Here is a 21,735-nt window from a genome sequence, read left to right on the forward strand (position 1 = left end):
GACGGTTATGCGATCCGACTCTGAATCTCACGAATAAGGCAGCGACAACCGCCGTCATCTCTATTCGGGTCGCCACACGTCAGATCATTCTCGGCGTCAACGGCAAACGTCAGTGCCTGCTGCAGCATTATCTGCCGCAGCTGCGGCATACGTTCCTGCGAAGCAGAGTCCAGGTACATTCGAGCCATATTGAGCCGAACTCGGCCCGCATTGTGTCGATCCTGCAAATGTTCGAAAGCCACGACCGCATTCTGATACTGCTCCCGCGCGAGTTCAGTCTGCCCGGCTTCCCCGTACAGCTCAGCAAGCTCAACATAAAGTGGTCCCAGATCAGCATTAGAAAGCATCTGGACAGGCCCCGTTGCCTGACTGATTTCAGAATCGGTGTCTTCGCCAACCTGATGTTCGTGGTATGCACGTTCCTCCTCAGTCTGGGTCTCTCCCATAGCTTCGTCGTCGACCTCGACGTCTTCAGAATGAACTTCGAAGGAGATGCGGCTCAAGATTGAATCCGAGTGGCCGTTCTCCGGAAGTTCATGAAGACGTTGTTTCCGAAGCGCATCAATTCGTTCTCGACACACACTCTCAGGGTACTTTAAGTTCCTTAAATCTTCGACTCTCAGAAAAAGGGACTCTGCCATGTGCAGATCGCGGATGGAGGGAACAACGATGTAAGCTTCGGCCAGCTCAAACCATGCAGTAGCACACGGATCCGTTTGACCGATTTGTTCAAACAGCAGCGCAGCTTCTTCAAAAGCAACTTCGCATTCTCCGAGCAACTGCTGCTTCTGGAAACGAGCAAGAGTCAACAGGCTCGAAGCCAGATCCTGTATTCGGTGAGCATACTCTGATGGCTCTGGCGGGGATGAATGGAATTCCACATCGATCGACGCCACACAATCTTTGGCATCAACGACGTTTCTGCGGTCCCATTCCACACGCTCCTGCTGCAGTGAAATGGTCCGTGCCGGATCCTTCTCCACCTCTGATGACAACGCAATTCGTTCATCGATGTAAAGCCCATAATACCGTCGTGTTTCAGACTTTGGTCGATCAAAGTCGTCGCAGAAAAATGGCTGAAATTCCGTGACCAGTCGCGACCATTCGGACCAGCGTCTGCTGTCACAATAGAGTACCTTCAGACCCTGCATTGAGCCGATGAGGCTGGACCACAACTGCAGCCGGACGCTCATCCTGCATGCAGTCTGCAGGTTTGAACACTCAACCGAAAGTGGAATCAGGACACTCCTGTTTCCCGCAGCGAATTGGTCGTAATAATAGTGCCCCAGTATACCCATCGACCGACACCACGCCACATGCGCGTCGAACTCCGGATTCACGGTCGTCTTATGCCCTGCCATGTCTTGAATCGCAAGGCTGACGATGGAAGGCATAGCGGACCAGGACCCCGTCACGCGATCCATCAATGCCAGGTTCCGGCAACGTTCAAGAATGAATGACAGTTTTGCTGCAGTCCAGTCACCGAATTCCGGATTCGAAGTCGATGCAAGATATTTTGTCATCATGAACAAGGTGCGGGCATGAATGACGCGACGAAAAATTGCGACCAGCCCGAGCAACTGCAGCTCGGCAGAATTAAACGACAAATGCAGAACGGCCTGAATGGTTCCCAGTAAAGTCGCCTCTGGCCCCGATGCAACTCCCCTGGCTTCGATGAGTTCCCGTCTGTTCATTAATGACGAAACAAGTGTGTCTATCGATGCCGTCTCCGTGTGTTCCGGTCGAGCTGCAAAGGCCATCAGTATTCGAAGGAGTTGTGGGTTTCCGGCACCCACCTCCAGAATTCGTTGCTGCGCAAGTGCCGGTGTATTTTCCGGCTGATCCCTCTTCTGAATTGCCGCACCACTGCCCCTGCTGATCCAACACGCGAACTCTGCGGCTTCGTGTTGAGACATCTTCGGAAGTTGGATTCGTTGCCGAACTTCGGGCAGCGAATTTCGATGGTCGTCCCGAGAATTGATCAGGATTCTGGCTTTGCTGTGTCCGTCAAGGTTGATTGCATTCAGAAACTCGATCAATTCATTCTGTTCGATCTCTGAGTAATGGTGTTCGCTCAGGTCAAACGAAGATGGATCTCGCGTCACGCACTCAAAGGCGTCCCAAACCCACAACAACGGAACCAACCGCAGGACGGAAAGAATTCGAGCCTGTTTCTCCCGCATCGGTGCAATCTGATACCAATCGACAATCGCATCCTGTCCGATTACGTCCAGTAGGTCCGGGAGCGTCGTTTTACGTTCAAACGACGTGAACAGGACAACGGGGTGATTGTCTGTGCCGTTTGTTAAGCCATACCAGCGGGCGAACTCCACCGAAAGATGCGTTTTGCCGAGGCCCGTTGCCCCGTGAAGCAGGGCGACGTTTCCTGAATCCAGTGCACGATCAATTGCAATCAGCGTTTGCTGCCGACCGATCATTGGGAAAACGCATCGGCCAATGATCTGCGCAGCCCCGTTCGGACAGAAATTGACAACCGACTCCGCGTTCCTGGATCTCTGAGGAATCACACCGCGGCTACGCGCGCTGAAGCCACCCGCATCAGGGGATTCGTAGACCACGACCGCAGGAATTCTGCTAGCCAAATACCTGACGGAACTCTGCGTGAGTTCATCGCCCAACGCGGTTCGCGCCAAACCAGTCGCGACACCAGCGCACACTCCCTCTGCAATCGCCCCGTAAATCCTCGACAGGGTTTCTAACACCGAATCCGGCATGTCGTCAGCGCAGAATCCAATGACCCGATCTACACCCAACTGAAACAACAGGCGTGATGCGCAGATAAGCTGTTGATATACCTGAACTGCTTCGATCGGAGTCCCATCGGAATCGAATGCCACCTGCAGCAGGACCAGCGGCACACGGCGAGCGGAGACGATGCGTGCCAATTCCTCATACGTCGTTTCATCAATACGCTGCGAATTGAGATTGCTGTCGGGCGTAAACGTCAATTCAAGGTGAAGAATCTGAAAGTGGCCATCGTCTTTCGATGACAATTCCAGCTGCCGGCTTAACTGAAGTACCTTCGCCGGCCGGAGAGAAGTTGTCTGAATCAATTCGGAAACACCATTCGCAAGTTGAAGCAAACGACTTCCGAGTGGATTTCGATTGATCTCGTCTGGTTCACGAGGTAATGAAGCGTAAAGCAGCTTCAACGGTTCAACCTCGTCACAAGACCCGCTGGATACACTCGGATTTGATGCTGGCGCCGTCGATCTGAAGGGCCTACGCACAAACGATGCAACTGCGTATGAAACAGGAAGAGATGTCTGCGGGGCCTGCATCAACTCCCACGGTATTGCCGCTGCCGATTCATCATCATCCACAATAACGAAATGGACTTCTGTTAATCGATGTCGGACAGAATTCCAGACTTCTCTGGTTTCTGCGCTGGCATGCCAAACACATAGAAACAGTAATTCGCCCGTGGAAGGTGCCGTGTTGGCTGGATTAATTCGTCGTCGGGTGTCTTGCCTGTGGAAGAAGACGTGGTGTTTCCGTGAAGACGGTCAGTCGCTGGCCACAGGAATTCCAGCACGATCGATTCTTCAACGTCAGAACCACTTGAATCAGCACACGTCAGACGAATCGATATACGATTCGCCTCACCGCTGAGATGCTGAAGTCTGATAAGATTCCTGTCTGACAAGGCAGTATTCCAACGACGGTGCCATCCATGAACCGACGGTGCAGATGCGAAGAACCCGACACTGACGGAGTTGCTCTTTCACCAGCTCAGACCGATCATTCGTCCGACCAGAGCAATGCAAGCCTGCATTCCACCGACGAAATGCGATGGAATAACGATCTGCCCCTTGAACAATAGCCCAGTCGCCAAACAAGCGCCTACCCGGAACACATCACAAACAAGATCCAATGCAATAGACGTCGGGCAATGGTAGTGGAACCCCGCATATCGAGTGCGGCCTCGAATGCGTGCGAGCGGCAGAGATTGCCGACGTACATTGAAGCGGCCACTCAGCAGCGTCATTCCTGTTGCACTACAAAAACAATAGCCCGTCGGCCTGGCACCGACGGGCTGTTTCGACTCAACAGATCTGCGGGTTGATTCTACAGTACTTTTAAAGACGTCGGTCAATTTCACGCATGACGTCGCGGGTCAGTTCCTGATGCCGGATCTGTTCAACGTATTCGGTCATACCGTCTACGTTATTCTCGACTTGAATGAGGTTGAGATCTGACGGGTACTTCTGAAGCAGAAACTTCGCGACCTCAGGTGAGCGGGTATTGACGAGAAGGAATCGAAGGTCGTCTTCGGACAACGATTCACCAAAGTTCTGAATTGCCAACTGAACGGCACCTTCGCGAGCCTTCGGCACATGCTGAATGAGCTCCTTAAGTTCCTCCAGACCGGGTTTGCGCGTCAGCAGGGTCTTGATCGCGCCATTCGCCAGCAAGGGAACAAACCGTGCCAGGTACATCAGGTCTTTATTATCCGGTCCGGGGCGGCTTTTCGCGAGTCGCTCCCATAACTGCCGGGCCAGATCCTTCTTGCTGACATCCAGTCGGTGCGCGACTTCTTCGGCCGTTTCACGATTCACGGCTGGGGCATTATCGGCGGAATTCTCTTCTGGCATCGAACAGTCTTTCAGGCGCGGCGCTAAGTATGACGTCCCGGCAGAAAACCGGGGGCTTGAAGGTTAACGCGAGGGCCGAACCTGTTGCAACACTCAGCCCTTCATCACCTGAGCGATCGTGTCTTTCAGCACACCAGCACTCTGCAGCAATGCCGTCTTTTCCTTGCTCCAGAGGTCCACTTCAATGTGACTCTTGACTCCGGTTCGTCCAAGCACGGTGGGAATGCTGAAGCACACATCATGCACGCCATAGGCACCACTCATCAGGCTGCTGACCGGCAAAATGCGATCATCATCCAATGCGATGCTGTGAACAACATCAGCGATTGAAACGCCCACTGCGAAACCGGCACCGCCTTTCTTCTTGATCACTTCGGCACCGCTGCCCCGTGTCTTTTTCTCCACTTCGGCAATCAAGGTGGGTGAGGCACCGGGAAACTTTTCAATCGGCAAATTGGCAATTTGAGCCATCGACCAGATCGGAACCATACTGTCCCCGTGTTCGCCAAAGATCGTAACGTTCACCTGCGTCGGAGGCACATTCAGTCGTGCGGCCAGCATGCTTCGCAGTCGTGTCGTATCCAGAACGGTACCGAGACCGATGACCTGAGACGCAGGCAGATTCAGCTCCTTGACTGCCAGATAGGTCAGAACATCGACCGGATTGGAAACGACAAAAACGATCGCATCCTTTCTTAATCCATGGCTTTTTACGTCCGCAAGGATCGTTCGAAAAAGGGCGACATTGCGATTGATCAAATCCAGACGACTTTCGTCCGGCTTACGTCGAAGACCGGCGGTGATGACCACGACGTCCGCATCTCTGCAGGTTTCTGTGCCCGCCGCATAGATTCGTTGTGGGGCCATGATGGAAGAACCGTGCAGCAGGTCCAGTGCCTGGCCCTCGCATAGGTCCATGTTGACATCGACCAGAGCGATCTCTTTGACAATACCACCCGCCTGTAATGCAAACCCGGCACAGGACCCCACCAATCCACCACCACCAATGATGCTGACTTTCATGTGTCGCCTCAGTCTAAAGCTTTCAGTTGTCGTCGCTCGAAGTTGATGTCAGCGGCGAAAGGTTGTGAATACTTTTCGAATGCGTTGCCAGGACCAGTCTGCCCGTTGCACCCTTCTCGTCAGCGAATACAGCAAACGGCGGGTGCTTTCCTGGCCTGGATGAGATCGCATCAGCCTGCTTTGCCCAGGGCTGCGAGTACCTGATCGGTGATCATCCTGACGAGATCTTCGCTGGGATTAGAACCGGCTGGCATTTCGCATGCCGTTCCACAGGGCTGCTGAAGGATGCCTGGGTATGTCGGAGCAGCAGCGGAGGCTCAGCAACGCTATGGAATGTTCTCTTTGTAGCCTTCCGGAGCGCACTGTTACCACACGGGTCGCAGTCTTCGTTGTGAAAGCGAGGATCATCAAATCCCCACTTCTTCTTCAGGTCCAGCAGTTCGCGAGATTTCCCTTCAGAAAGATATTCCGGCTGCCCCAGCTGCTTCGACAGCAGCAGGATACGGCAGTACGCATCCAGAATCTCTGTCTTCCAGTAGGCATCCTCCAGGCTCTTGCCAAACGAAACCGTTCCATGATTCTTCAGAATGATGGTGTTCGTTGCCTTCAGGAATGGCACGACAGTGTTTGCAAATCGCTGATCACCCGGCGTTTCGTAAGGGGCAATGGGGACCTCTCCCATGAACACTTCCACTTCCGGCAGAATGCACTGTGGAATAGGTTCGCCTGCAACAGCAAACGCCGTTGCATGAGGTGGATGACAGTGAACCACAGACTTGACGTCAGGACGATTCTTCATGATTGCCAGATGTAGCAGAACTTCGCTGGTTCGCTTTCGGACGCCTGCAATCTGATTTCCTTCCATATCCACTGCGCAAATGTCTTCTGGCTTCATAAAGCCTTTGCAGATCATTGTCGGGGTACAAAGGACTTCGTTTTCACCAACACGAATGCTGATATTGCCGTCGTTCGCGGCCGCAAATCCCTTGTTATACACACGACGACCAATCTCGCAGATCTCTTCCTTCAATCCTCGATCATTAATTCCACTGTTCCATTTGTTTGCCATGATTGTTGCTCTCTATCGTTCGAAAAAGTTTGCAGTTCGCAGTGTCTCAGTCTTCCGGAAATGTCAGATTTCACGGTGGTTATTATTTTGAACGGCCACCAGTGACCAAACGACAACTAAACGTTGACCTGGTCCAGAATGGCAGTGTTGTAAGCATCGATTGGTTTGGCGTGAGGATGAAACGGAGCCGAAGCTTCGGCACTTTCGCTTACCGCCATCAGGCTTCCATTTCCTGCGCCAAGTTCGTCATAAATTACGATCGGTTCAGTACGCCCGTCTGCATCACCTCTCAGACCAGCGTGGGTCAAAGGCACCGCAAGTTTCCACGAAGCCCCTGTTAAGGAAGCATCCCATCGGGACAGTGTGACGCGTCCGATACATTCCATGATTCTCATCGGCCGCTCCCTTCAGGTGTCCCTGAAAGTTCCTTCCAGCCTTTCGGAGTTTGCTGGCTTCGGTTCAGAGAGCGAATGACGCGAAGAATATCCACAACGGACCAGCCAACTGATTCCATACAGATGATGTGTGGATTCATGGAGATCCCCAGAGCCGTCAGATTGGTGTTTCGTGTCACGACCGCTGCTCGCAGTGAAGAGTTTCGATTGAGCACACAGCAAACAATCGAAGGTTCACCTCCGCAGCAAACCACTAAATGTTTCAGTGCTGCTCCCATCGCAATGTCCGCCGCTTCAAATTCATCGGCGGCCGGTCGCACGGACCATCCTGCTGTTGTCGCAGCCGTTTGCCCCGAATTGTGATCCCCAATCGCGATAAGCACACCTTCGGCCGATTCCACTGACTTTTCAACCCGGACTCCGCTTGTCAGCCGTACCTGATTCCGACGAATGTAGTCTCGGCCGGACGGCGTCAGTACCGACGATGCTGGCAGGGTGATGACTCTGCCAGCCGCGCCCAGTGCGGCGAGTACATCTTCCGAAACCACTTTCTCCGTGACTTCGATTGCTTCAGAACCACCCGAAACCAAACTGGTCGATACTGTCTTCTCCGCGACGGTTGCCGAAGCGCCAGACGACGACGGCGAGCGAGAACCAAGCTCTCGCATGACGTCACGGACAATCTGGTCGATCAGGGCAGTCGAAATATTCATGAATGAAAACCCGGCCAGATGGCCACAAACTATTTATTCATCGCAATTGGGGTCAATAACGCCCTGTACCGAAAATCGAATCGGACTGTCTTTTCGACCAGTCAATTGCTGAATGTATTTTGCATCGCTCGTGAAAAAGACCTTGTCACCTTTTCCGGCACCAAGCCGATCAATCGCGATGACGGGAAACTCATCCGGATTGTCCCGGATGTCCAGAGGCTGAAGGATAAGCAGCCTCCATCCATTCAGTGAAGCGTGCTTCACTGTCGATGTTGCACTCCCGATAACCATCGCCGTTTGCATGAATGTCTTCTTAAATAATTCTCAGATCTTCCACCATGACACAGCGGCGCTGGCGAGTGAAAGTCATTGGACTGGTCACACCCTCGCCAGTTGGGGTAGCAATGCTGAAGCTCAGGAAGCCTTCACCTCCAAGTCCCAGACCAGCCATGCATGGGCCATTCTTGACAAACAACGTTGTATTCATCACCCGGGCCATTTTTGTGATGGTGTGTACGTCTCGAGAATGAATGATGGCCGTGTGTCCGAAACCGTGTTCGTACTTTTTCGCGAGTGCGATGGCATGGTCGCGGCAGTTGGCACGAACGAATGGCACAAAGGGCATCATTTGTTCTTCCGGAACAAACGGGTTGTTCTCGTCTGTTTCGCCGTACAGAATCTGAGTATTGGCGGGCACCGTCACGCCGATCTGAGCCGCAAGCCACGATGCATCTTTTCCGATGAAATCCCGATTCAGGACGTGATGTCCACCCGGTTCCTTTGGCGGACCAAACGCTCGGGCAGTGAACGCTGCCACCTGTGAAGCATTTAATCGGTAGCCGCCGTGGTTTCCGACGGCATTCATCAGCTGGTCGAAAATCTCTTTGACGGCAAAAACTTCCTTCTCTCCGATGCACAGCAGATTGTTGTCAAACGCAGCTCCTGCAACGATTGACTTTGCTGCGTTGTCGATATCTGCCGTTTCGTCCACAACAACAGGTGGATTCCCCGGCCCTGCCACGATGGCTCGCTTCGGGCTCTGCAAAGCAGCCCGCGCGACCGCCGGGCCGCCAGTGACCACCAGCATTTTAATACCACGATGGTCAAACACAGCCTGAGCAGATTCGATCGACGGCTTGCCGATGATGTTTACCAGGTTTTGCAGTCCCGTCGCTTCGAAGATGGCTTTATTGAAGCGGCGAACGCCTTCACAGGCTATCTTTGCCCCACTTGGGTGAGGATTGCAGACGATTGTATTTCCGGCAGCAACCATATTAACAAAGTTACCAGCCAACGTCGGAAGCGAATGCGTAACAGGAGTGATCGCGCCGATGACACCGAACGGTGCGTATTCCGTAACGGTCAGGCCATTCGTGCCGCTGACTGCTTCTGTCCGCAGGGCTTCAACACCCGGAACAGTCCTGATGGCCTGAAGCTTGCCAATCTTGTGTTCGAGTCGACCGATCTTTGTTTCCTCAAACTCCAGCCGGCCAAGTTCTTCGGCCTGTGATTCACAGATGTGCTTCACAATGTCGATGGCCTTCCTGCGATCTTCCAGGGAAGCACGCGACAACTGTTCGAATCCTGATTGTGCCGCCTTCACGGCTTCATCCACAGTGTCAAAAACGCCCCAGGTGTTGGCAGGACGCGAGCTGACACCGTGTGTCGATAGTTGGCTCAACACTTCCTGTACGACCTGACGAATTGCTTGTTCTGTAGTTGCCTGCATCATCGTTTCCTAAGAAGGCCACAGCCCTTGATCCAAAGCGAGCTGACGATCGGAATCGCTCCGTTGTCGCTCTGAAAAAGATGCTCGCACCTTGCGCACATCATCCCGAATTAGAATCTGTTCACTTGTCGCGAGCTGCTTCCGCACATGCCCACTGCCTGACGTCATTCAAACGTCACCCCGTTCGCTGAAAGGCTCGCAACTTATCTTCCACCCAGGCCTCAATCTGATTTCGGGTTGGAAACCGAAATGCCATCAGTAAAAAGAGCACACCTGCAACCACGACTGACCAGACGCTCTTTTCGATCAGGATGGCCACGAGGTTGAAGAACGTTGCTCCTTCAAGAAGCGCAAAGCCAATAATCGTCTTCGTCTGCATGACTGAACAGCAGGCCGTAACGCGATCCGTCTCTGAATCCGGCACATCTGAATTTCGAGTAAGTACTCCCATCTGAGCGTTGCTGACCACCATCGGAACGATGAAGTGAGCGAACACTGCAGCCACGCCGATGCCAACGCCTAACATGGTCAAGACGTCCACCTTGCCCGGCAGATTGCCGCCGGAACTCAGCAGAACCACTCCTGAAAAAGTCAGCGTGCCGCACATCAAGGCTCCCGCGATGATCTGCATGGTCCGCGTTGCGGTCGCGATGGCAGCGGCAGACTCCGGTTTGAGATTGATCGAGCGAGCCTGGTCGGTGGCAGCGTATGGATTGTCCATTAGTCTCCCGCCCTGAAGATCGTCTGGGCCTTCACCTGAACCGTATCCACGATCCCGATGATGGCAGCATCAATTGGCAGCTCCTTCGTACCCGGAGTAAACCGAGCACTGGATCCCTGAACGCACAAAACGACCTCACCCTCGCCGGCCCCGACGGTATCAACGACAACGAACGAACGGCCGGTAGGCTTCAGGCTCTTCTGATCTTTTTCGTCCACACGCAGCGGCTCGACCAGAAACAATTTCTGTCCAACCAACGCTTCGACCTTCTGAGTCGAAACAAGACTGCCTGTGATCTTCGCAAGAAACATAAGTGGCCTTTGGCGTTTTCAGTTCGCAATGTGCCGTTTTCAAACAGAATTCAGTGATTCGAATCCGGCGATCGTCTGGCTGAAAAGTCCTTTCTGAACACTTCACCACGAAAACAAATTCTGTACACCGAACGCTAATTACAAATTGCGGCAGCCGTTTGACGAGCAACCACCAGTTCTTCATTGGTTGGAACCACCCACGCCTGAACGCGACTGTTCTCTACCGAAATACAGACATCACCCTTCAGTCGTCCGAAATTCTTTTGCTCACAGAGCGAAAGACCTGCCCACTCCATCTCCCGGCAGACATTCGTTCGAATTCGCTGGCTGTTCTCACCAATGCCTCCGGTAAAGACGATCACGTCTGCACCACCAAGCAATGCCATGTAACCGCCGACGTAAAATCTGATCGAAGCTTCAAAAAGTCTGAGAGCTTTCTCAGCACGCTCGTGCCCGTTTGAGGCAGCCTCTTCCAGATCGCGACAATCTCCGCTCAGGCCACTGATCCCAAGCAACCCGCCCTTCGATGACATTTCCGCCAGGACCTGTTCGAATGTCAGCCCGGTTGCCTTCATCACCACCGGAATCGCGTAGGCGTCAAAATCACCCACCCGATTATTGTTCGGCAGCCCTCCCTGTGGACTCATCCCCATCGACGCGGCAATACTCTCGCCATTCCGAATCGCACAAACCGAAGCGCTGCCCCCCAGGTGACAGCTAATCACTTTCAAATCATCTCGATTCAAAAGCTCTGCAATGCGGCCGGCGATGAAACGATGACTGGCACCGTGAAATCCCCATCGGCGAATCTCAAAATCCGTGTACCATTCATAAGGCACCGCATAAGCGCGATGTTCGAATGGAATCGTTTCGTGAAATCCCGTCTCCAGAGCAGCCACCAGTGGTATACCAGGGAAGGCTTTCTGAAGTTGTCGCATCGCTTTCACATAAGGAGGGTTGTGTGCAGGAGCAATGTCAGACAGTGCTTCCATCTTCTGCAACAACTCTTCGTTTACGATCCTTACGCCGCTCAGACTGCCGGCAAATACGGCTTTGAAACCGATACCAGCAACTTCATCAACAGACTTCAAACATCCGTTTTCCGAATCGGTCAGCTGCTGCAGACAAATGCCAACGGCTGCTGCATGATCCGGAATACACTGCTGAGTCTGCGCCTTGTGGTCACCAATCTCCACCGAACACGCACTTTCCGGCTGACCAATTCGGTCAATGCCGCCCCGCGCAAGCTGCGTCTCATTCGACAAATCGAAAAGACGATATTTGAAGCTGGTAGAACCCAGGTTAGCGACCAATACCTTCATGCGTCCAAAATCCTGTCTCACTGCTCAGTACACGCGTTCGTCAGAACCCGCTCTGGTCGAAATTCATTCCGAATCCCGAAACGGCTGGCCCTGCTACAGCACCGAATCGAGCAGAGATTGTTCCGGACGCGGAATCAGATGGGCTGCGATCAGCTCACCGGACTGCGATGCTGCAGCGGCACCGGCATCAACGGCGGCGCGGACGGATCCCACATCACCCTTGATAATTGTGGTCACAAAGGCAGCGCCAATATTCAGTTGTTTGACCAGAGTGACGTTGGCTGCTTTGAGCATTGCGTCTGACGCCTGCACAGCGGCAACCAACCCTTTGGTTTCAATCATTCCAATAGCTTCGTTCATGTTCGTTGAATCCGAAAAGAGACTAAGTTGAATCGAGTTCATGCTGACTCCGAGCTTCCAGTCCACCACGCTCGGAAAACAAACAGGTTCTATTTCTTCGCAGGCGCTTTGGCCTTCGGCAAAATGGCAGTGAGTTCTTCGTGTGGGCGAGGAATTACTTCAACGCTGACGACCTGACCGAGGCGAGACGCTGCTGCCGCTCCGGCATCGATCGCAGCCTTTACTGCAGCCACGTCACCCACAATAAACGCACTGACGAAACCGCTTCCGATCTTGTCCCAGGATACCAATTCAACGTTGGCGGCCTTTAGCATTGAATCGATTGCTTCGAGCATGCAGACGAAGCCTTTCGTTTCAATCATTCCTAGTGCTTCCGTAGATTTTGCCATTCGATTCGTCTTTCAAAAAAGTGAAGTTTCAGCTCTCAGAATCCCACGTGCAGCTTTCAGCAGTCGTTGACAGAAACGTTGTCTTCGGTATGCCGGAAGCTGAACATCAAAGACTCTCTCAATGTTTACACTTGCAAGGCTCTGCCTTCAGCAATTCCACTTTGGTCGCGTGATCCAGGTCGACCGCATTTCCTTCATCTGTATCCAGATGAACTTCCAGCTTGATACCTTTGCCTGCTCGAACGACCAGATCTTCAAGAACGGTCGTGCACCCGGGTGATTCAATGCGAAGATTCATCTTTTCGCCGTCTGCCACGCCGTAATATGTCAGATCATCCGGGTTCATGTGAACGTGGCGGGCTGCTCGAATCACGCCCTGAGCCAGTTCCACGACGCCTTTCGGCCCAACAAGAACACACCCCGGTGTCCCCTGAACGTTACCGCTGATCCGAACGGGAAGGTCAATGCCCAGCGAAATGCCATCCGTAAAGGCAAGCTCCACCTGTGAATCACCGCGACAGGGGCCGAGCACGCGAACATTCGGAAGCATGCGCCGTCTGGGACCCACCACCGCCACGGTTTCCGCAGCAGCGTAATAACCGTCCTGGTAGAGATCCTTTTCCGGGGTCAGAGTCGCGCCGCGACCAAACAGAATTTCGACATGCTCCTGAGTCAGGTGCACGTGTCGCGCGGAGATGTTAACAACCAGAGGACTGCGTCCCGCAACCGGCACGGGCTCAGCCGATGCCGATACGGTCTCAGATCGCATCACGGGAATACCGCTGGCAGGTGCCAAAGCGCTGTTCAGCTGGCGACCGAGAACTCCACGAACAATACGTTCAATTTCAGATCGATCGAGTGTTGCTGTACTCACAGAAGACTCTCACTCCGGCGACGAGACAAACGTCGGCAATCGCTATGTTCAGACCATCGTCCGTGAGATAAATGAACCGCAATCCTCGCGGTTCTTCCTGATGACTTTCAGCTGCTTCGGGATTCAAATTCAGACGCACTTCCGACCGGCGTTGTCTTTCCGAAGATTTTCGAAAAGTTGATTCCGCTGGCGACTGCAGCTCGACGCCATCAGTCATCCGACGGCAGCCCAGCGACCAGCGGTGATGCACCAGCTTCCACAAACTCCAGGCGTATACCCCGCGCCCCCAGTGTCTGTCTCCATTCGTCAGAGATACCATCGTCAGTCACGACGTCGTGAACCGCATCCAATGGGCAGAGGTGTGATAAAGCTCGCTGACCGAACTTACTGCTGTCAGCCACAAGAGTTACCCGATCCGCAGCCTTTATCATTTGACGTTCGGTTTCGACAAGCAGAGCGTTACTGTTGAAGAGTCCTTCCGCCGTAATCCCTCCGGTCCCCATCACCAGTCGACCGGCATGAACAGTCTTCAGCGCGGCCACAGCAAGTTCTCCCAGGGCCACACCTGTTTTCGGGTACAAATATCCGCCAATAAAAATCAACTCGATCTCAGGGCGATTCATCAGCAGCGACGCGATAGGCATCGAATTCGTGAGCACCTGCAGCGGCTTGCCGGTCAGATAACGAGCCACTTCAAGCGTTGTTGTCCCACCGTCCAGAAGAATGGTTTCCCCCGGACTAATCATGTCCACCGTGTGCTGAGCAATTCGTTTTTTCTGCCGGGACGCACGGACTCGCCGCGAATCGAAATCCGCGATCGACTCCCCCGCGTAAGAAGCCCCTCCCCGGGTCCGCTGAATCTGGTCCTGGGCCTCCAGGTACTCCAGATCCCGCCGAATTGTGGATTCACTCGCCCCGATCTCAGCAACCAGATGCTGCAATGAGACAAACCCGAGCTCCTCGGTAATTCGGAGTATTTTGGATCGTCGTTCTTCCAGAAGCATTCAATCACTTTCAGATATGCTCAATAAGTACGCACAATCATCCATCAACAATCATCCAAATGCAAGTATATGATTGCATTTTGACAGATTTTGACTGAACTTATCTCAAATTGCCAAACAACACCATAGCCCCTATCCGTCACCATCACCCTATTCCGCATTGACGAACAGATCTGCGGCGAAGTGAAATTGATGGATGACCATTCATTCGGCAATGGGTCCCGGGGGAACTGGATTGTGGACTGATTGGTTCTGAAGATTGACATCAACTGGTTGCTGGAAATTTCACATTGCATCGATCAAGATGGCTGAGTGGCAACCAGCCCCTTTCTTCCTTCGCGAAGGATTCCTGTCAGATGCGAAGGCTTTGCTGGTTCCGTTATGCCAACGACTCGCAGGGTATGGATACCCGGGAAAGGAATCTGTCGGTATGGAAAACAGTCGCCTGCCATCGCAGCATCTGGTGCACGGATTACGCAGACTGGTGCATGATCTGCACTCCCGCGAACCACTGCCCGGCCATGGGCTCAGTGGAATTATCTGCGGTACAACGGATTTGATTTCATTTCACCGCGAATCCGCTCAGTATTGCGGCGAAGACATACCGTTGCTTGTTGAACAGCACGGTTTCGAATCGATCGCATGGCTTCTTCTGTCAGGCGAACTCCCGTCGGAGGATCAGCTGGCAGACCTGCAGGCGATCGTGGCAGACGCAGCCGTGATTGATTGCACGGCGGCCGAAATGCTGGAGCGAATTCCTCTGAGCACTCGCCCACTGGACCTGCTTCCTTTGTGTGTCTCGATCCTTTCGTTCTTCGATCCCACGCCCCACGATCAGTGCCAGGAAGCAACGCGGTCAAGAGTCTGGCGCCTGCTGGCGCAACTCCCGGTGGCTCTGGCTGCAGGTCTCGGGAAACCACTGGTCGATGGCAGTCTGCCTGACAGCGATTCCGCAGTCACTCTCTCCTGGGCAGGTCGACTGCTGCATTGCCTTCGCGATCAGTCGAATCCACCGGGACCGACAGAAGACGCGGCCATGAATGCACTGATGGCTTGCGAGTGCCTGACGGAAATGCGGCCCGCATGTTTCGCAGCTCGATTTGCAGGAAGTACCGTCAGCAATATTACGGCTGCCATGCAGTCGGCTTCAGTCATGTTTGTTTCGCAGTTGCGCAATGATCCTTTTGCCTGGGCATCAGATGTCTTGCTCGGGCTGGACGGCCCTGCGGGGGCGGAGGAATGGCTCCGGAAACGGGAAGGGCAGCCCATGCCTTTTGGGTTTGGCGCCCGCACCTCAGATCCTCGCCCTGAGATCCTGCGCGAACACTGCCGGAGCATGCTTGGCAGCCATCGGCGGATTGTCCTTGAAGCATCCGCATGCCGGCTGGAAAGGTTGCTGGAAAAACGAGAATTATTTCCAACCACAGACTGGGCTGCTGCACGTCTGATGACGCTGCTGAATATTCCGGCTGATCGACAGGCTCTGGTGGTTGGAATGGCCAGAATCGTGGGGTGGGCCGCGCAGGCGATTGAACAACAGTCGGCCGGAGTCTCTTTGCTGCCGGTTCTTGAATACGGGGCGCAGTCGAAAACGACCGCGATTTCAAACGACTGAGCTTCGAACTCCTTCCCCGTCCGTTACGATGGGCGAGGTATTTGCGGACACGACCCATAGCCCGAATTCCTGAACCATGAGCTTCGCCTTTCAGCAATGTATTCATCCCGATTGCCTGTCCACGTTTGACGTTGGGCAGATTCTGACGGCTTGTCCCAAATGCGGTTCTCTGCTGGACATTAATTACGACTGGAACCAGCTGCCGGTTCCGAAGAGTATGGATGTCTTTCAGCAACGATGGAGCAATCGTCTGAATCCGCTTGATTTCAGCGGCGTCTGGCGTTTCCGTGATTTGCTGCCGTTCGCCCCTGATGACCAGATTGTGACCATTGGTGAGGGGCAAACACTTCTGCAACGCAATGACCGTCTGGCAAAGCAATGTCGCATGGACGCCGGTTGCCTGTATCTGCAATACGAGGGCCTGAATCCGTCCGGCAGTTTTAAAGACAATGGAATGACGGCCGCTTCCACCCATGCTCGCATGGTTGGGGCTCGAATGACGGCCTGCGCATCAACGGGGAATACCAGCGCTTCGCTTGCCATCTACGCGGGAGTCACCGGGCATTTCGAATGCGTCGTCTTCGTCGGCAGTGGAAAAATTGCCTATGGAAAGCTTTCGCAGGCACTGGACTACGGAGCGAGGACGATTCAGATTCGTGGCGATTTTGATGACGCCCTGGCGCGTGTTCGGGAAATCTGCGCGAAGCATCCCATCTACCTCTGCAACAGTGTGAATCCATTTCGACTGGAAGGCCAGAAGTCGATCATGTATCGAATTCTGGAAGGTCTCGGATGGCAGACGCCCGACTGGATCGTTGTCCCCGGAGGCAACCTGGGCAACAGCAGTGCCTTTGGAAAAGCGTTCGCAGAGCTCAAACAACTTGGTCTGATTGATCGCATTCCGCGTCTCGCAATCATCAATGCTCAGGGAGCAAGTACTCTGGATGAACTTGTGAATCAGCATTCACTGACATGGAATAACGGGCGCACAGACCAGAAGGACATTGGTGGTTTCTATGCCGAAATGGACGCCAGCGGTCACCGTGCCAATACCCTCGCCAGTGCGATTGAAATCAACCGTCCTGTGAATCTGGAAAAAGCTCTGCGTGCCATCGATGTTTGTAACGGTGTTGTTCGCAGCGTACCTGATCAGGCAATCGTCGACGCGAGGGCGATGATTGCCGCCACGGGATTTGGATGTGAACCCGCCAGTGGAGCAACAATCGCGGGACTGAAGCTTCTGCGTGAAGAAGGTCTCATTTCTGCCAGCGATCGGGTGGCCTGCGTGTTGACGGGCCATCAGTTGAAGGACCCGGATCTGACGGTCGCCTATCACTCCGGCAACTCAGAACTCCACGCAAAAAAACTGATACCTGCCGGTGTCACGTCGATGCCATTTGCAAATTCGCCCGTTGTTGTTGATAACAACGAACACGCAATACTGTCAGCGCTGGGAATGTCCGCCTGACGGAAGGTCATGCGTGGGAGTAATTCCCCGGCATCCTGTCGTACGGTTTTCTGCAGATTGTCATAAGAATTCCTGCTGGGGAAACTCATCAAAGTCCCCGTCGCCCTCCTCGGAGAATCCCATGAAAGCAATGTTGCTGTCTGAATATAAGAAGCTTCAGGTCGTTGAATTTGATAAACCGGAAATCGGACCCAACGACGTGCTCGTTCAGGTGCGAGCCTGTGGCATTTGTGGAAGTGATATTCATGGTTACGATGGAAGCACAGGTCGACGGATTCCGCCGCTTGTCATGGGCCATGAAGCCGCCGGCGTCGTGGCCGAGGTTGGCAGCGCGGTCCATAAATTTCAGCCTGGTGACCATATCACGTTTGATTCAATGGTGTCGTGCGGCAGTTGCCGATTCTGTCGCGATGGATTTGCAAACCTGTGTGACAATCGAATGGTGCTCGGTGTTTCCTGTGGGGATTACCGGCGTCACGGAGCGTTTGCTGAATACGTGGCGGTTCCGCAGCACATTTGCTTTGCGATTCCCCAATCGCTTCCGTTCGAACACGCGGCAATGATCGAAGCGGTCTCCGTGGCCGTCCACGCGGCGAATCGGACTCCGGTAAAGCTGGGCGATACAGCGGTCATTGTTGGAAGCGGGATGATCGGATTGCTGGTCGTCCAGACAATGCGACTGGCCGGCTGTTCGCAAATCATTGCTGTCGACCTCGAACAAAGTCGGCTGGATGTTGCCAGAAAACTTGGTGCGAATGCGGGACTGAAGGCCGATGCCTGTGATGTGGCAGAGGAAGTGCGCAAGCTGACTGGAGGCCGCGGGGCCGATGTGGCGATTGAAGTTGTTGGGGCAACAGCACCAATCCGGACGGCCGTTGACTCCGTCCGAAAAGGCGGCTCCGTCACGCTGGTTGGTAATCTGTCGCCGAAGGTTGAATTGCCTCTGCAATCGATCGTGACTCGGGAAATCACGGTCTATGGCTCCTGTGCTTCCAATGGCGAATACCCGGCCTGTATCGCGTTGCTGGAAAGCGGAGCGATTCAGGTCGAACCACTGATCACTGCCAAAGCATCACTGAATGACGGTCCCAAATGGTTTGAACGGCTCTATGCAGGCGAAGCCGGCGCGATGAAGGTGATCCTGGATCCAACCATCTAAGGACTTTCTCAAAGAGCAGCCTCGAACGTTCATCCACGTGTTGGATCGTGTGGTGTTTTGATCCTGGTGCAGTTCGCCTCATTATCATGGTTGCAGCTCTCCGGCGGCGGATCAGCGAGACCCGGAATGACAAGATCTGAGGCGGACGCTCCAGTGCGAGCAATCATCAGTTGGTTGGTTGCTCCATGAGGTGGCGAATTTTGGTGGTCAACGCATTGGCCGGGAATGGCTTGGAGAGGAACGCTTCTTTTTTTCCCTTCATATCACTACTCTCGGGTTGGTTTTCGGCGTATCCGCTCACAAAAAGTACTGGTAGTTCAGGCTGTCGTTTCCGAAGTTGCCTGGCGAGTTCGCGGCCATCAATATCCGGCATACTTAAGTCGGTGACGAGAAGACAAATATCCTGCTTGCCTTCGGACATCAGGGAAATGGCCTCCGCACTATTCGCAGCCGTCAGCACATCATAGCCATGCCGTCGAAGCACATAATGGCAGTAGTCCTGGACTGCCGGTTCGTCTTCAACCAGCAGTATAGTGCCCGTCCCAGCCGTTGGTGGAGCCATTTCCGGCTTCGTTGACGACGTGGGAGTTCCGGTCGATATGGGTAAATAGACAACAAACGTAGCGCCGGCGGTTCCACTCTGGACGTCGATTTGTCCGCCAGCCTGCGTGACGATTCCATGAACGACGGAAAGTCCAAGCCCCGTTCCTTTTCCCCTGGGTTTTGTAGAATAGAACGGTTCAAAGAGGCGGACTCTGCTTGTTTCATCAAGGCCCACACCGGAATCTGCTACCGTTATCGTCGCAAATCGACCTTCGGAAAGTTCCCCCGTTGTCAGTAAGAGCGACGAGGGAAGTTCGCAGGTTTGAATGTGGACTCTCAGGATTCCGCCGGCCGACATGGCATCGCGGGCATTGACGCAAAGATTCAGCAATACCTGATCCATTTGCACAGGATCAATATCCACATAGCAGGATTCCTCAGGAGTATCGAATTGGACATGAATGTCAGGACCGGCGATTCGGACGATGATCGCTTCGATCCGTGAGACCCATTCGACCAGGTCGATCGTCTGAGGTTCGACGACCGCTTTTCTGCTGAAGACAAGCAACTGAGAGACTAAAGCGGCCGCTCGGGTTCCAGCTTCATTGATGGCATGGACGTGTTCGATTGCAGCATTGTGTTCGATTGCAGCATTGTGTTCGATTGCAGCATTGTCTTCTTCCAGCGTTGACAGCAATAGTTCACTGAATCCGTTAATAACAGTCAGCAGATTGTTGAAATCGTGTGCTACTCCTCCGGCCAGACGTCCGATGGCCTCCATCTTCTGCGATTGCACCAGATCCGCTTCCAGTTGCTTTCGAGCCGTCATATCCAGCAACCAGCCAATGATCTGACGTGGCCTGCCGTCTGCCTCCCTGTAGAGAATGGTCTCTCTGGAAAGACACCAAATCCACCGGCCATCCCCTGTCTGCAGACGATACTCGTACTCGTAAACTTCGCTGTCTGATGATTCAATTCGACGTTGCCAGTATGCTTTCAGTTGAGCGACGTCATCCGGATGCACCTGTTGTCGAAATCTTTTCAGTGCCAGACCTGAGGGGGCATCAACATCAAATCCGGTAATCTGCGCGAAGACGGGATTGACGTAAGTCATCGATTTGGAAGGAACGTCGTAGACGTAGAGGCCATTGGGAGAAGAAGACAGAATCGCCTTCGAGTACTCCTCACGCCTTGCAAGCTCAAGCTCCGTGCATTTGCGGTTGGTAATGTCGATCGTGATTCCAATCAGCCTTGCCTTTCCGTCATCATCCACAATGTTTTGCCCACGCGACATCATCCAGCGGACACCGTGAATTGCGTGGTTGATTCGAAATTCGGCTTCAAACTCCTGGTGCGATTCAATGGACTGCGTAAACGCGTTCTCAAGCATTTCCCGATCATCCGGGTGAACGATGGCAATTGAATTCTCATAGACCATGACAGTCTCGGGATCCACATTCCAGAGTTCGTACATTTCGGGCGACCACCAGGCAATGCCACTTGTTAAATCCCAGTCCCAGGTACCGCCGATGGCAGCATTCGTCGCCAGTCGAAGTCTGCGTTCGCTGCACTGCAGTTGCTGCAGAATCCGGGTGGACTCAGTGATGTCGCGAGACACCCCAACAACACCCGCGATTCTTCCATCAACCGTCCGGTACGCAGATTTGATCGCGTGAAAAGTGCGCACACCGTAGGCAGTATTGAGCACAACTTCAGAGGTCTGGGCTTCACCCGTTTCTATGACCTTCAAGTCAACCGCCTCCATTTTGGCTGCGGTAGCCTGCCCAAAAAAGTCCACGTCCTTCTGGCCAAACGCATCTTCTGCCGTCCTGCCAACAACCTCCAAAGCGGCGGAGTTAAATAATATGTAGCGTCCGTTCAGGTCCTTGGCAAAAATAACGTCGGTCGTATTGTTAATCACTGCTCGCAGAAGCGAGTTCACCTTCTCCGTCTGACTGACGTGCCTCACAAGAAGCCAGTAAATGAGTCCGCCGGACAAAGTGACGTACAGGAAACCCTTTGTTGAGCTGTAAAGGAAGGTTTGAATACTCGCGAGATCGGAAAGCACAAGTGTCAGATCAGAAAACAGAATCCACATAAATCCAAAAAGAAGGTAGTAGATGACGATCTGAACGGGCACCCTGGCAGGCATCAACAAGGGAATGGCCCGCCTAGATTCAGCGTTTTCGCGATGGTCTTGTTGTGTCTGCATCGAAATCGTCCTGCGATGTATCCTCGACTTTTCGTGCGGCAGGTGTAAAACGCAATCGTTCAAATGCAGTGCGTTTCTGCTCCGGATAACAATTTCCTGAATCTCGCGACAGGTGCGGATGAATCATGGGGAGGCTGACACGCTGTGCCCCGGAATTGACAGAGCCATAAGAGACCAGTCCGGAAAGAGCGATCGCACGATGAGTCACGGAA

21 protein-coding genes are annotated in these 21,735 nt (G+C 53.5%); 3 read left to right on the top strand and 18 right to left on the bottom strand.

What is annotated here, in order from left to right; translation table 11 throughout:
- Positions 1-5: 5 nt before the first annotated feature.
- The 16 genes from R3C20_09125 to R3C20_09200 all read right to left on the bottom strand — a co-directional run bounded on the left by R3C20_09125 (position 6) and on the right by R3C20_09200 (position 14,526).
- The gene (locus R3C20_09125) at positions 6-3,173 is read right to left on the bottom strand and encodes a hypothetical protein (protein MEZ6040657.1); all 3,168 of its coding nucleotides are present in this window, start codon (positions 3,171-3,173) and stop codon (positions 6-8) included.
- Positions 3,174-3,364: 191 nt separating this feature from the next.
- Entirely contained in the window at positions 3,365-3,667 is a 303-nt protein-coding gene (locus tag R3C20_09130) for a hypothetical protein (GenBank protein ID MEZ6040658.1), read from the bottom strand.
- Positions 3,668-4,100: 433 nt separating this feature from the next.
- Positions 4,101-4,616 carry a hypothetical protein gene (locus R3C20_09135; protein ID MEZ6040659.1) on the bottom strand — a complete coding sequence of 172 codons (516 nt, stop codon included), beginning with the start codon at positions 4,614-4,616 and terminating at the stop codon, positions 4,101-4,103.
- Between the two features lie 93 nt (positions 4,617-4,709).
- The gene (locus R3C20_09140; protein MEZ6040660.1) at positions 4,710-5,639 is read right to left on the bottom strand and encodes a lactate/malate dehydrogenase family protein; all 930 of its coding nucleotides are present in this window, start codon (positions 5,637-5,639) and stop codon (positions 4,710-4,712) included.
- A 211-nt stretch (positions 5,640-5,850) separates the two neighbouring features.
- Positions 5,851-6,708 carry a class II aldolase/adducin family protein gene (locus R3C20_09145; GenBank protein MEZ6040661.1) on the bottom strand — a complete coding sequence of 286 codons (858 nt, stop codon included), beginning with the start codon at positions 6,706-6,708 and terminating at the stop codon, positions 5,851-5,853.
- Between the two features lie 116 nt (positions 6,709-6,824).
- A complete protein-coding gene (locus R3C20_09150; GenBank protein MEZ6040662.1) occupies positions 6,825-7,103 on the bottom strand; it encodes a EutN/CcmL family microcompartment protein in 279 nt (92 codons plus the stop codon).
- Complete coding sequence (locus R3C20_09155; protein ID MEZ6040663.1) at positions 7,100-7,816, bottom strand: hypothetical protein; 717 nt, start codon at positions 7,814-7,816, stop codon at positions 7,100-7,102. The genes R3C20_09150 and R3C20_09155 overlap by 4 nt, the downstream gene beginning before the upstream one ends.
- Positions 7,817-7,849: 33 nt before the next feature.
- Entirely contained in the window at positions 7,850-8,119 is a 270-nt protein-coding gene (locus R3C20_09160) for a EutN/CcmL family microcompartment protein (protein ID MEZ6040664.1), read from the bottom strand.
- Between the two features lie 10 nt (positions 8,120-8,129).
- Positions 8,130-9,545, bottom strand: a complete 1,416-nt coding sequence (locus R3C20_09165) for an aldehyde dehydrogenase family protein (protein MEZ6040665.1) — start codon at positions 9,543-9,545, stop codon at positions 8,130-8,132.
- Between the two features lie 175 nt (positions 9,546-9,720).
- Positions 9,721-10,266, bottom strand: a complete 546-nt coding sequence (locus tag R3C20_09170) for a hypothetical protein (GenBank protein MEZ6040666.1) — start codon at positions 10,264-10,266, stop codon at positions 9,721-9,723.
- On the bottom strand, positions 10,266-10,577 hold the full coding sequence (locus R3C20_09175; protein ID MEZ6040667.1) for a EutN/CcmL family microcompartment protein: 312 nt from the start codon (positions 10,575-10,577) through the stop codon (positions 10,266-10,268). The genes R3C20_09170 and R3C20_09175 overlap by 1 nt, the downstream gene beginning before the upstream one ends.
- 134 nt (positions 10,578-10,711) lie before the next feature.
- A complete protein-coding gene (locus R3C20_09180; protein ID MEZ6040668.1) occupies positions 10,712-11,899 on the bottom strand; it encodes an acetate/propionate family kinase in 1,188 nt (395 codons plus the stop codon).
- Between the two features lie 93 nt (positions 11,900-11,992).
- Positions 11,993-12,259, bottom strand: coding sequence for a BMC domain-containing protein (locus R3C20_09185; GenBank protein MEZ6040669.1), 267 nt, complete (start codon positions 12,257-12,259; stop codon positions 11,993-11,995).
- A gap of 89 nt (positions 12,260-12,348) precedes the next feature.
- On the bottom strand, positions 12,349-12,621 hold the full coding sequence (locus R3C20_09190) for a BMC domain-containing protein (GenBank protein MEZ6040670.1): 273 nt from the start codon (positions 12,619-12,621) through the stop codon (positions 12,349-12,351).
- Between the two features lie 145 nt (positions 12,622-12,766).
- Positions 12,767-13,522, bottom strand: a complete 756-nt coding sequence (pduL, locus tag R3C20_09195) for a phosphate propanoyltransferase (protein MEZ6040671.1) — start codon at positions 13,520-13,522, stop codon at positions 12,767-12,769.
- 209 nt (positions 13,523-13,731) lie between these two features.
- Positions 13,732-14,526 carry a DeoR/GlpR family DNA-binding transcription regulator gene (locus tag R3C20_09200; GenBank protein MEZ6040672.1) on the bottom strand — a complete coding sequence of 265 codons (795 nt, stop codon included), beginning with the start codon at positions 14,524-14,526 and terminating at the stop codon, positions 13,732-13,734.
- Positions 14,527-14,830: 304 nt separating this feature from the next.
- Between R3C20_09200 and R3C20_09205 the strand changes: the two genes are divergently transcribed.
- The 3 genes from R3C20_09205 (at position 14,831) to R3C20_09215 (ending at position 18,768) form a co-directional block, all read left to right on the top strand.
- Positions 14,831-16,141, top strand: a complete 1,311-nt coding sequence (locus R3C20_09205; protein ID MEZ6040673.1) for a citrate/2-methylcitrate synthase — start codon at positions 14,831-14,833, stop codon at positions 16,139-16,141.
- 76 nt (positions 16,142-16,217) lie between these two features.
- Positions 16,218-17,609 carry a threonine synthase gene (gene thrC / locus R3C20_09210; protein MEZ6040674.1) on the top strand — a complete coding sequence of 464 codons (1,392 nt, stop codon included), beginning with the start codon at positions 16,218-16,220 and terminating at the stop codon, positions 17,607-17,609.
- Positions 17,610-17,730: 121 nt separating this feature from the next.
- Positions 17,731-18,768: a galactitol-1-phosphate 5-dehydrogenase gene (locus tag R3C20_09215; GenBank protein ID MEZ6040675.1), complete on the top strand. Its 1,038-nt coding sequence runs from the start codon at positions 17,731-17,733 to the stop codon at positions 18,766-18,768.
- Between the two features lie 166 nt (positions 18,769-18,934).
- On the opposite strand, the gene R3C20_09220 is transcribed toward R3C20_09215, so the two are convergent.
- The gene (locus tag R3C20_09220) at positions 18,935-21,523 is read right to left on the bottom strand and encodes a PAS domain S-box protein (GenBank protein MEZ6040676.1); all 2,589 of its coding nucleotides are present in this window, start codon (positions 21,521-21,523) and stop codon (positions 18,935-18,937) included.
- Positions 21,489-21,731, bottom strand: a complete 243-nt coding sequence (locus R3C20_09225; GenBank protein MEZ6040677.1) for a hypothetical protein — start codon at positions 21,729-21,731, stop codon at positions 21,489-21,491. Before R3C20_09225 ends, R3C20_09220 begins: the two co-directional genes overlap by 35 nt.
- Between the last annotated feature and the right edge of the window lie 4 nt (positions 21,732-21,735).

The organism is Planctomycetaceae bacterium, from assembly GCA_041398825.1.
GTDB lineage: Bacteria > Planctomycetota > Planctomycetia > Planctomycetales > Planctomycetaceae > F1-80-MAGs062.

Bases quoted from the DNA above. Each gene is read 5' to 3' on its own strand.
- R3C20_09190 (MEZ6040670.1), bottom strand. From the start codon at position 12,621: ATGATTGAAACGAAAGGCTTCGTCTGCATGCTCGAAGCAATCGATTCA.
- R3C20_09205 (MEZ6040673.1), top strand. From the start codon at position 14,831: ATGGCTGAGTGGCAACCAGCCCCTTTCTTCCTTCGCGAAGGATTCCTG.
- R3C20_09140 (MEZ6040660.1), bottom strand. From the start codon at position 5,639: ATGAAAGTCAGCATCATTGGTGGTGGTGGATTGGTGGGGTCCTGTGCC.
- R3C20_09175 (MEZ6040667.1), bottom strand. From the start codon at position 10,577: ATGTTTCTTGCGAAGATCACAGGCAGTCTTGTTTCGACTCAGAAGGTC.
- R3C20_09145 (MEZ6040661.1), bottom strand. From the start codon at position 6,708: ATGGCAAACAAATGGAACAGTGGAATTAATGATCGAGGATTGAAGGAA.
- R3C20_09220 (MEZ6040676.1), bottom strand. From the start codon at position 21,523: ATGCAGACACAACAAGACCATCGCGAAAACGCTGAATCTAGGCGGGCC.
- R3C20_09155 (MEZ6040663.1), bottom strand. From the start codon at position 7,816: ATGAATATTTCGACTGCCCTGATCGACCAGATTGTCCGTGACGTCATG.
- R3C20_09215 (MEZ6040675.1), top strand. From the start codon at position 17,731: ATGAAAGCAATGTTGCTGTCTGAATATAAGAAGCTTCAGGTCGTTGAA.
- R3C20_09150 (MEZ6040662.1), bottom strand. From the start codon at position 7,103: ATGAGAATCATGGAATGTATCGGACGCGTCACACTGTCCCGATGGGAT.
- R3C20_09185 (MEZ6040669.1), bottom strand. From the start codon at position 12,259: ATGAACGAAGCTATTGGAATGATTGAAACCAAAGGGTTGGTTGCCGCT.
- R3C20_09160 (MEZ6040664.1), bottom strand. From the start codon at position 8,119: ATGCAAACGGCGATGGTTATCGGGAGTGCAACATCGACAGTGAAGCAC.
- R3C20_09170 (MEZ6040666.1), bottom strand. From the start codon at position 10,266: ATGGACAATCCATACGCTGCCACCGACCAGGCTCGCTCGATCAATCTC.
- R3C20_09200 (MEZ6040672.1), bottom strand. From the start codon at position 14,526: ATGCTTCTGGAAGAACGACGATCCAAAATACTCCGAATTACCGAGGAG.
- R3C20_09135 (MEZ6040659.1), bottom strand. From the start codon at position 4,616: ATGCCAGAAGAGAATTCCGCCGATAATGCCCCAGCCGTGAATCGTGAA.
- R3C20_09180 (MEZ6040668.1), bottom strand. From the start codon at position 11,899: ATGAAGGTATTGGTCGCTAACCTGGGTTCTACCAGCTTCAAATATCGT.
- R3C20_09165 (MEZ6040665.1), bottom strand. From the start codon at position 9,545: ATGCAGGCAACTACAGAACAAGCAATTCGTCAGGTCGTACAGGAAGTG.
- thrC (MEZ6040674.1), top strand. From the start codon at position 16,218: ATGAGCTTCGCCTTTCAGCAATGTATTCATCCCGATTGCCTGTCCACG.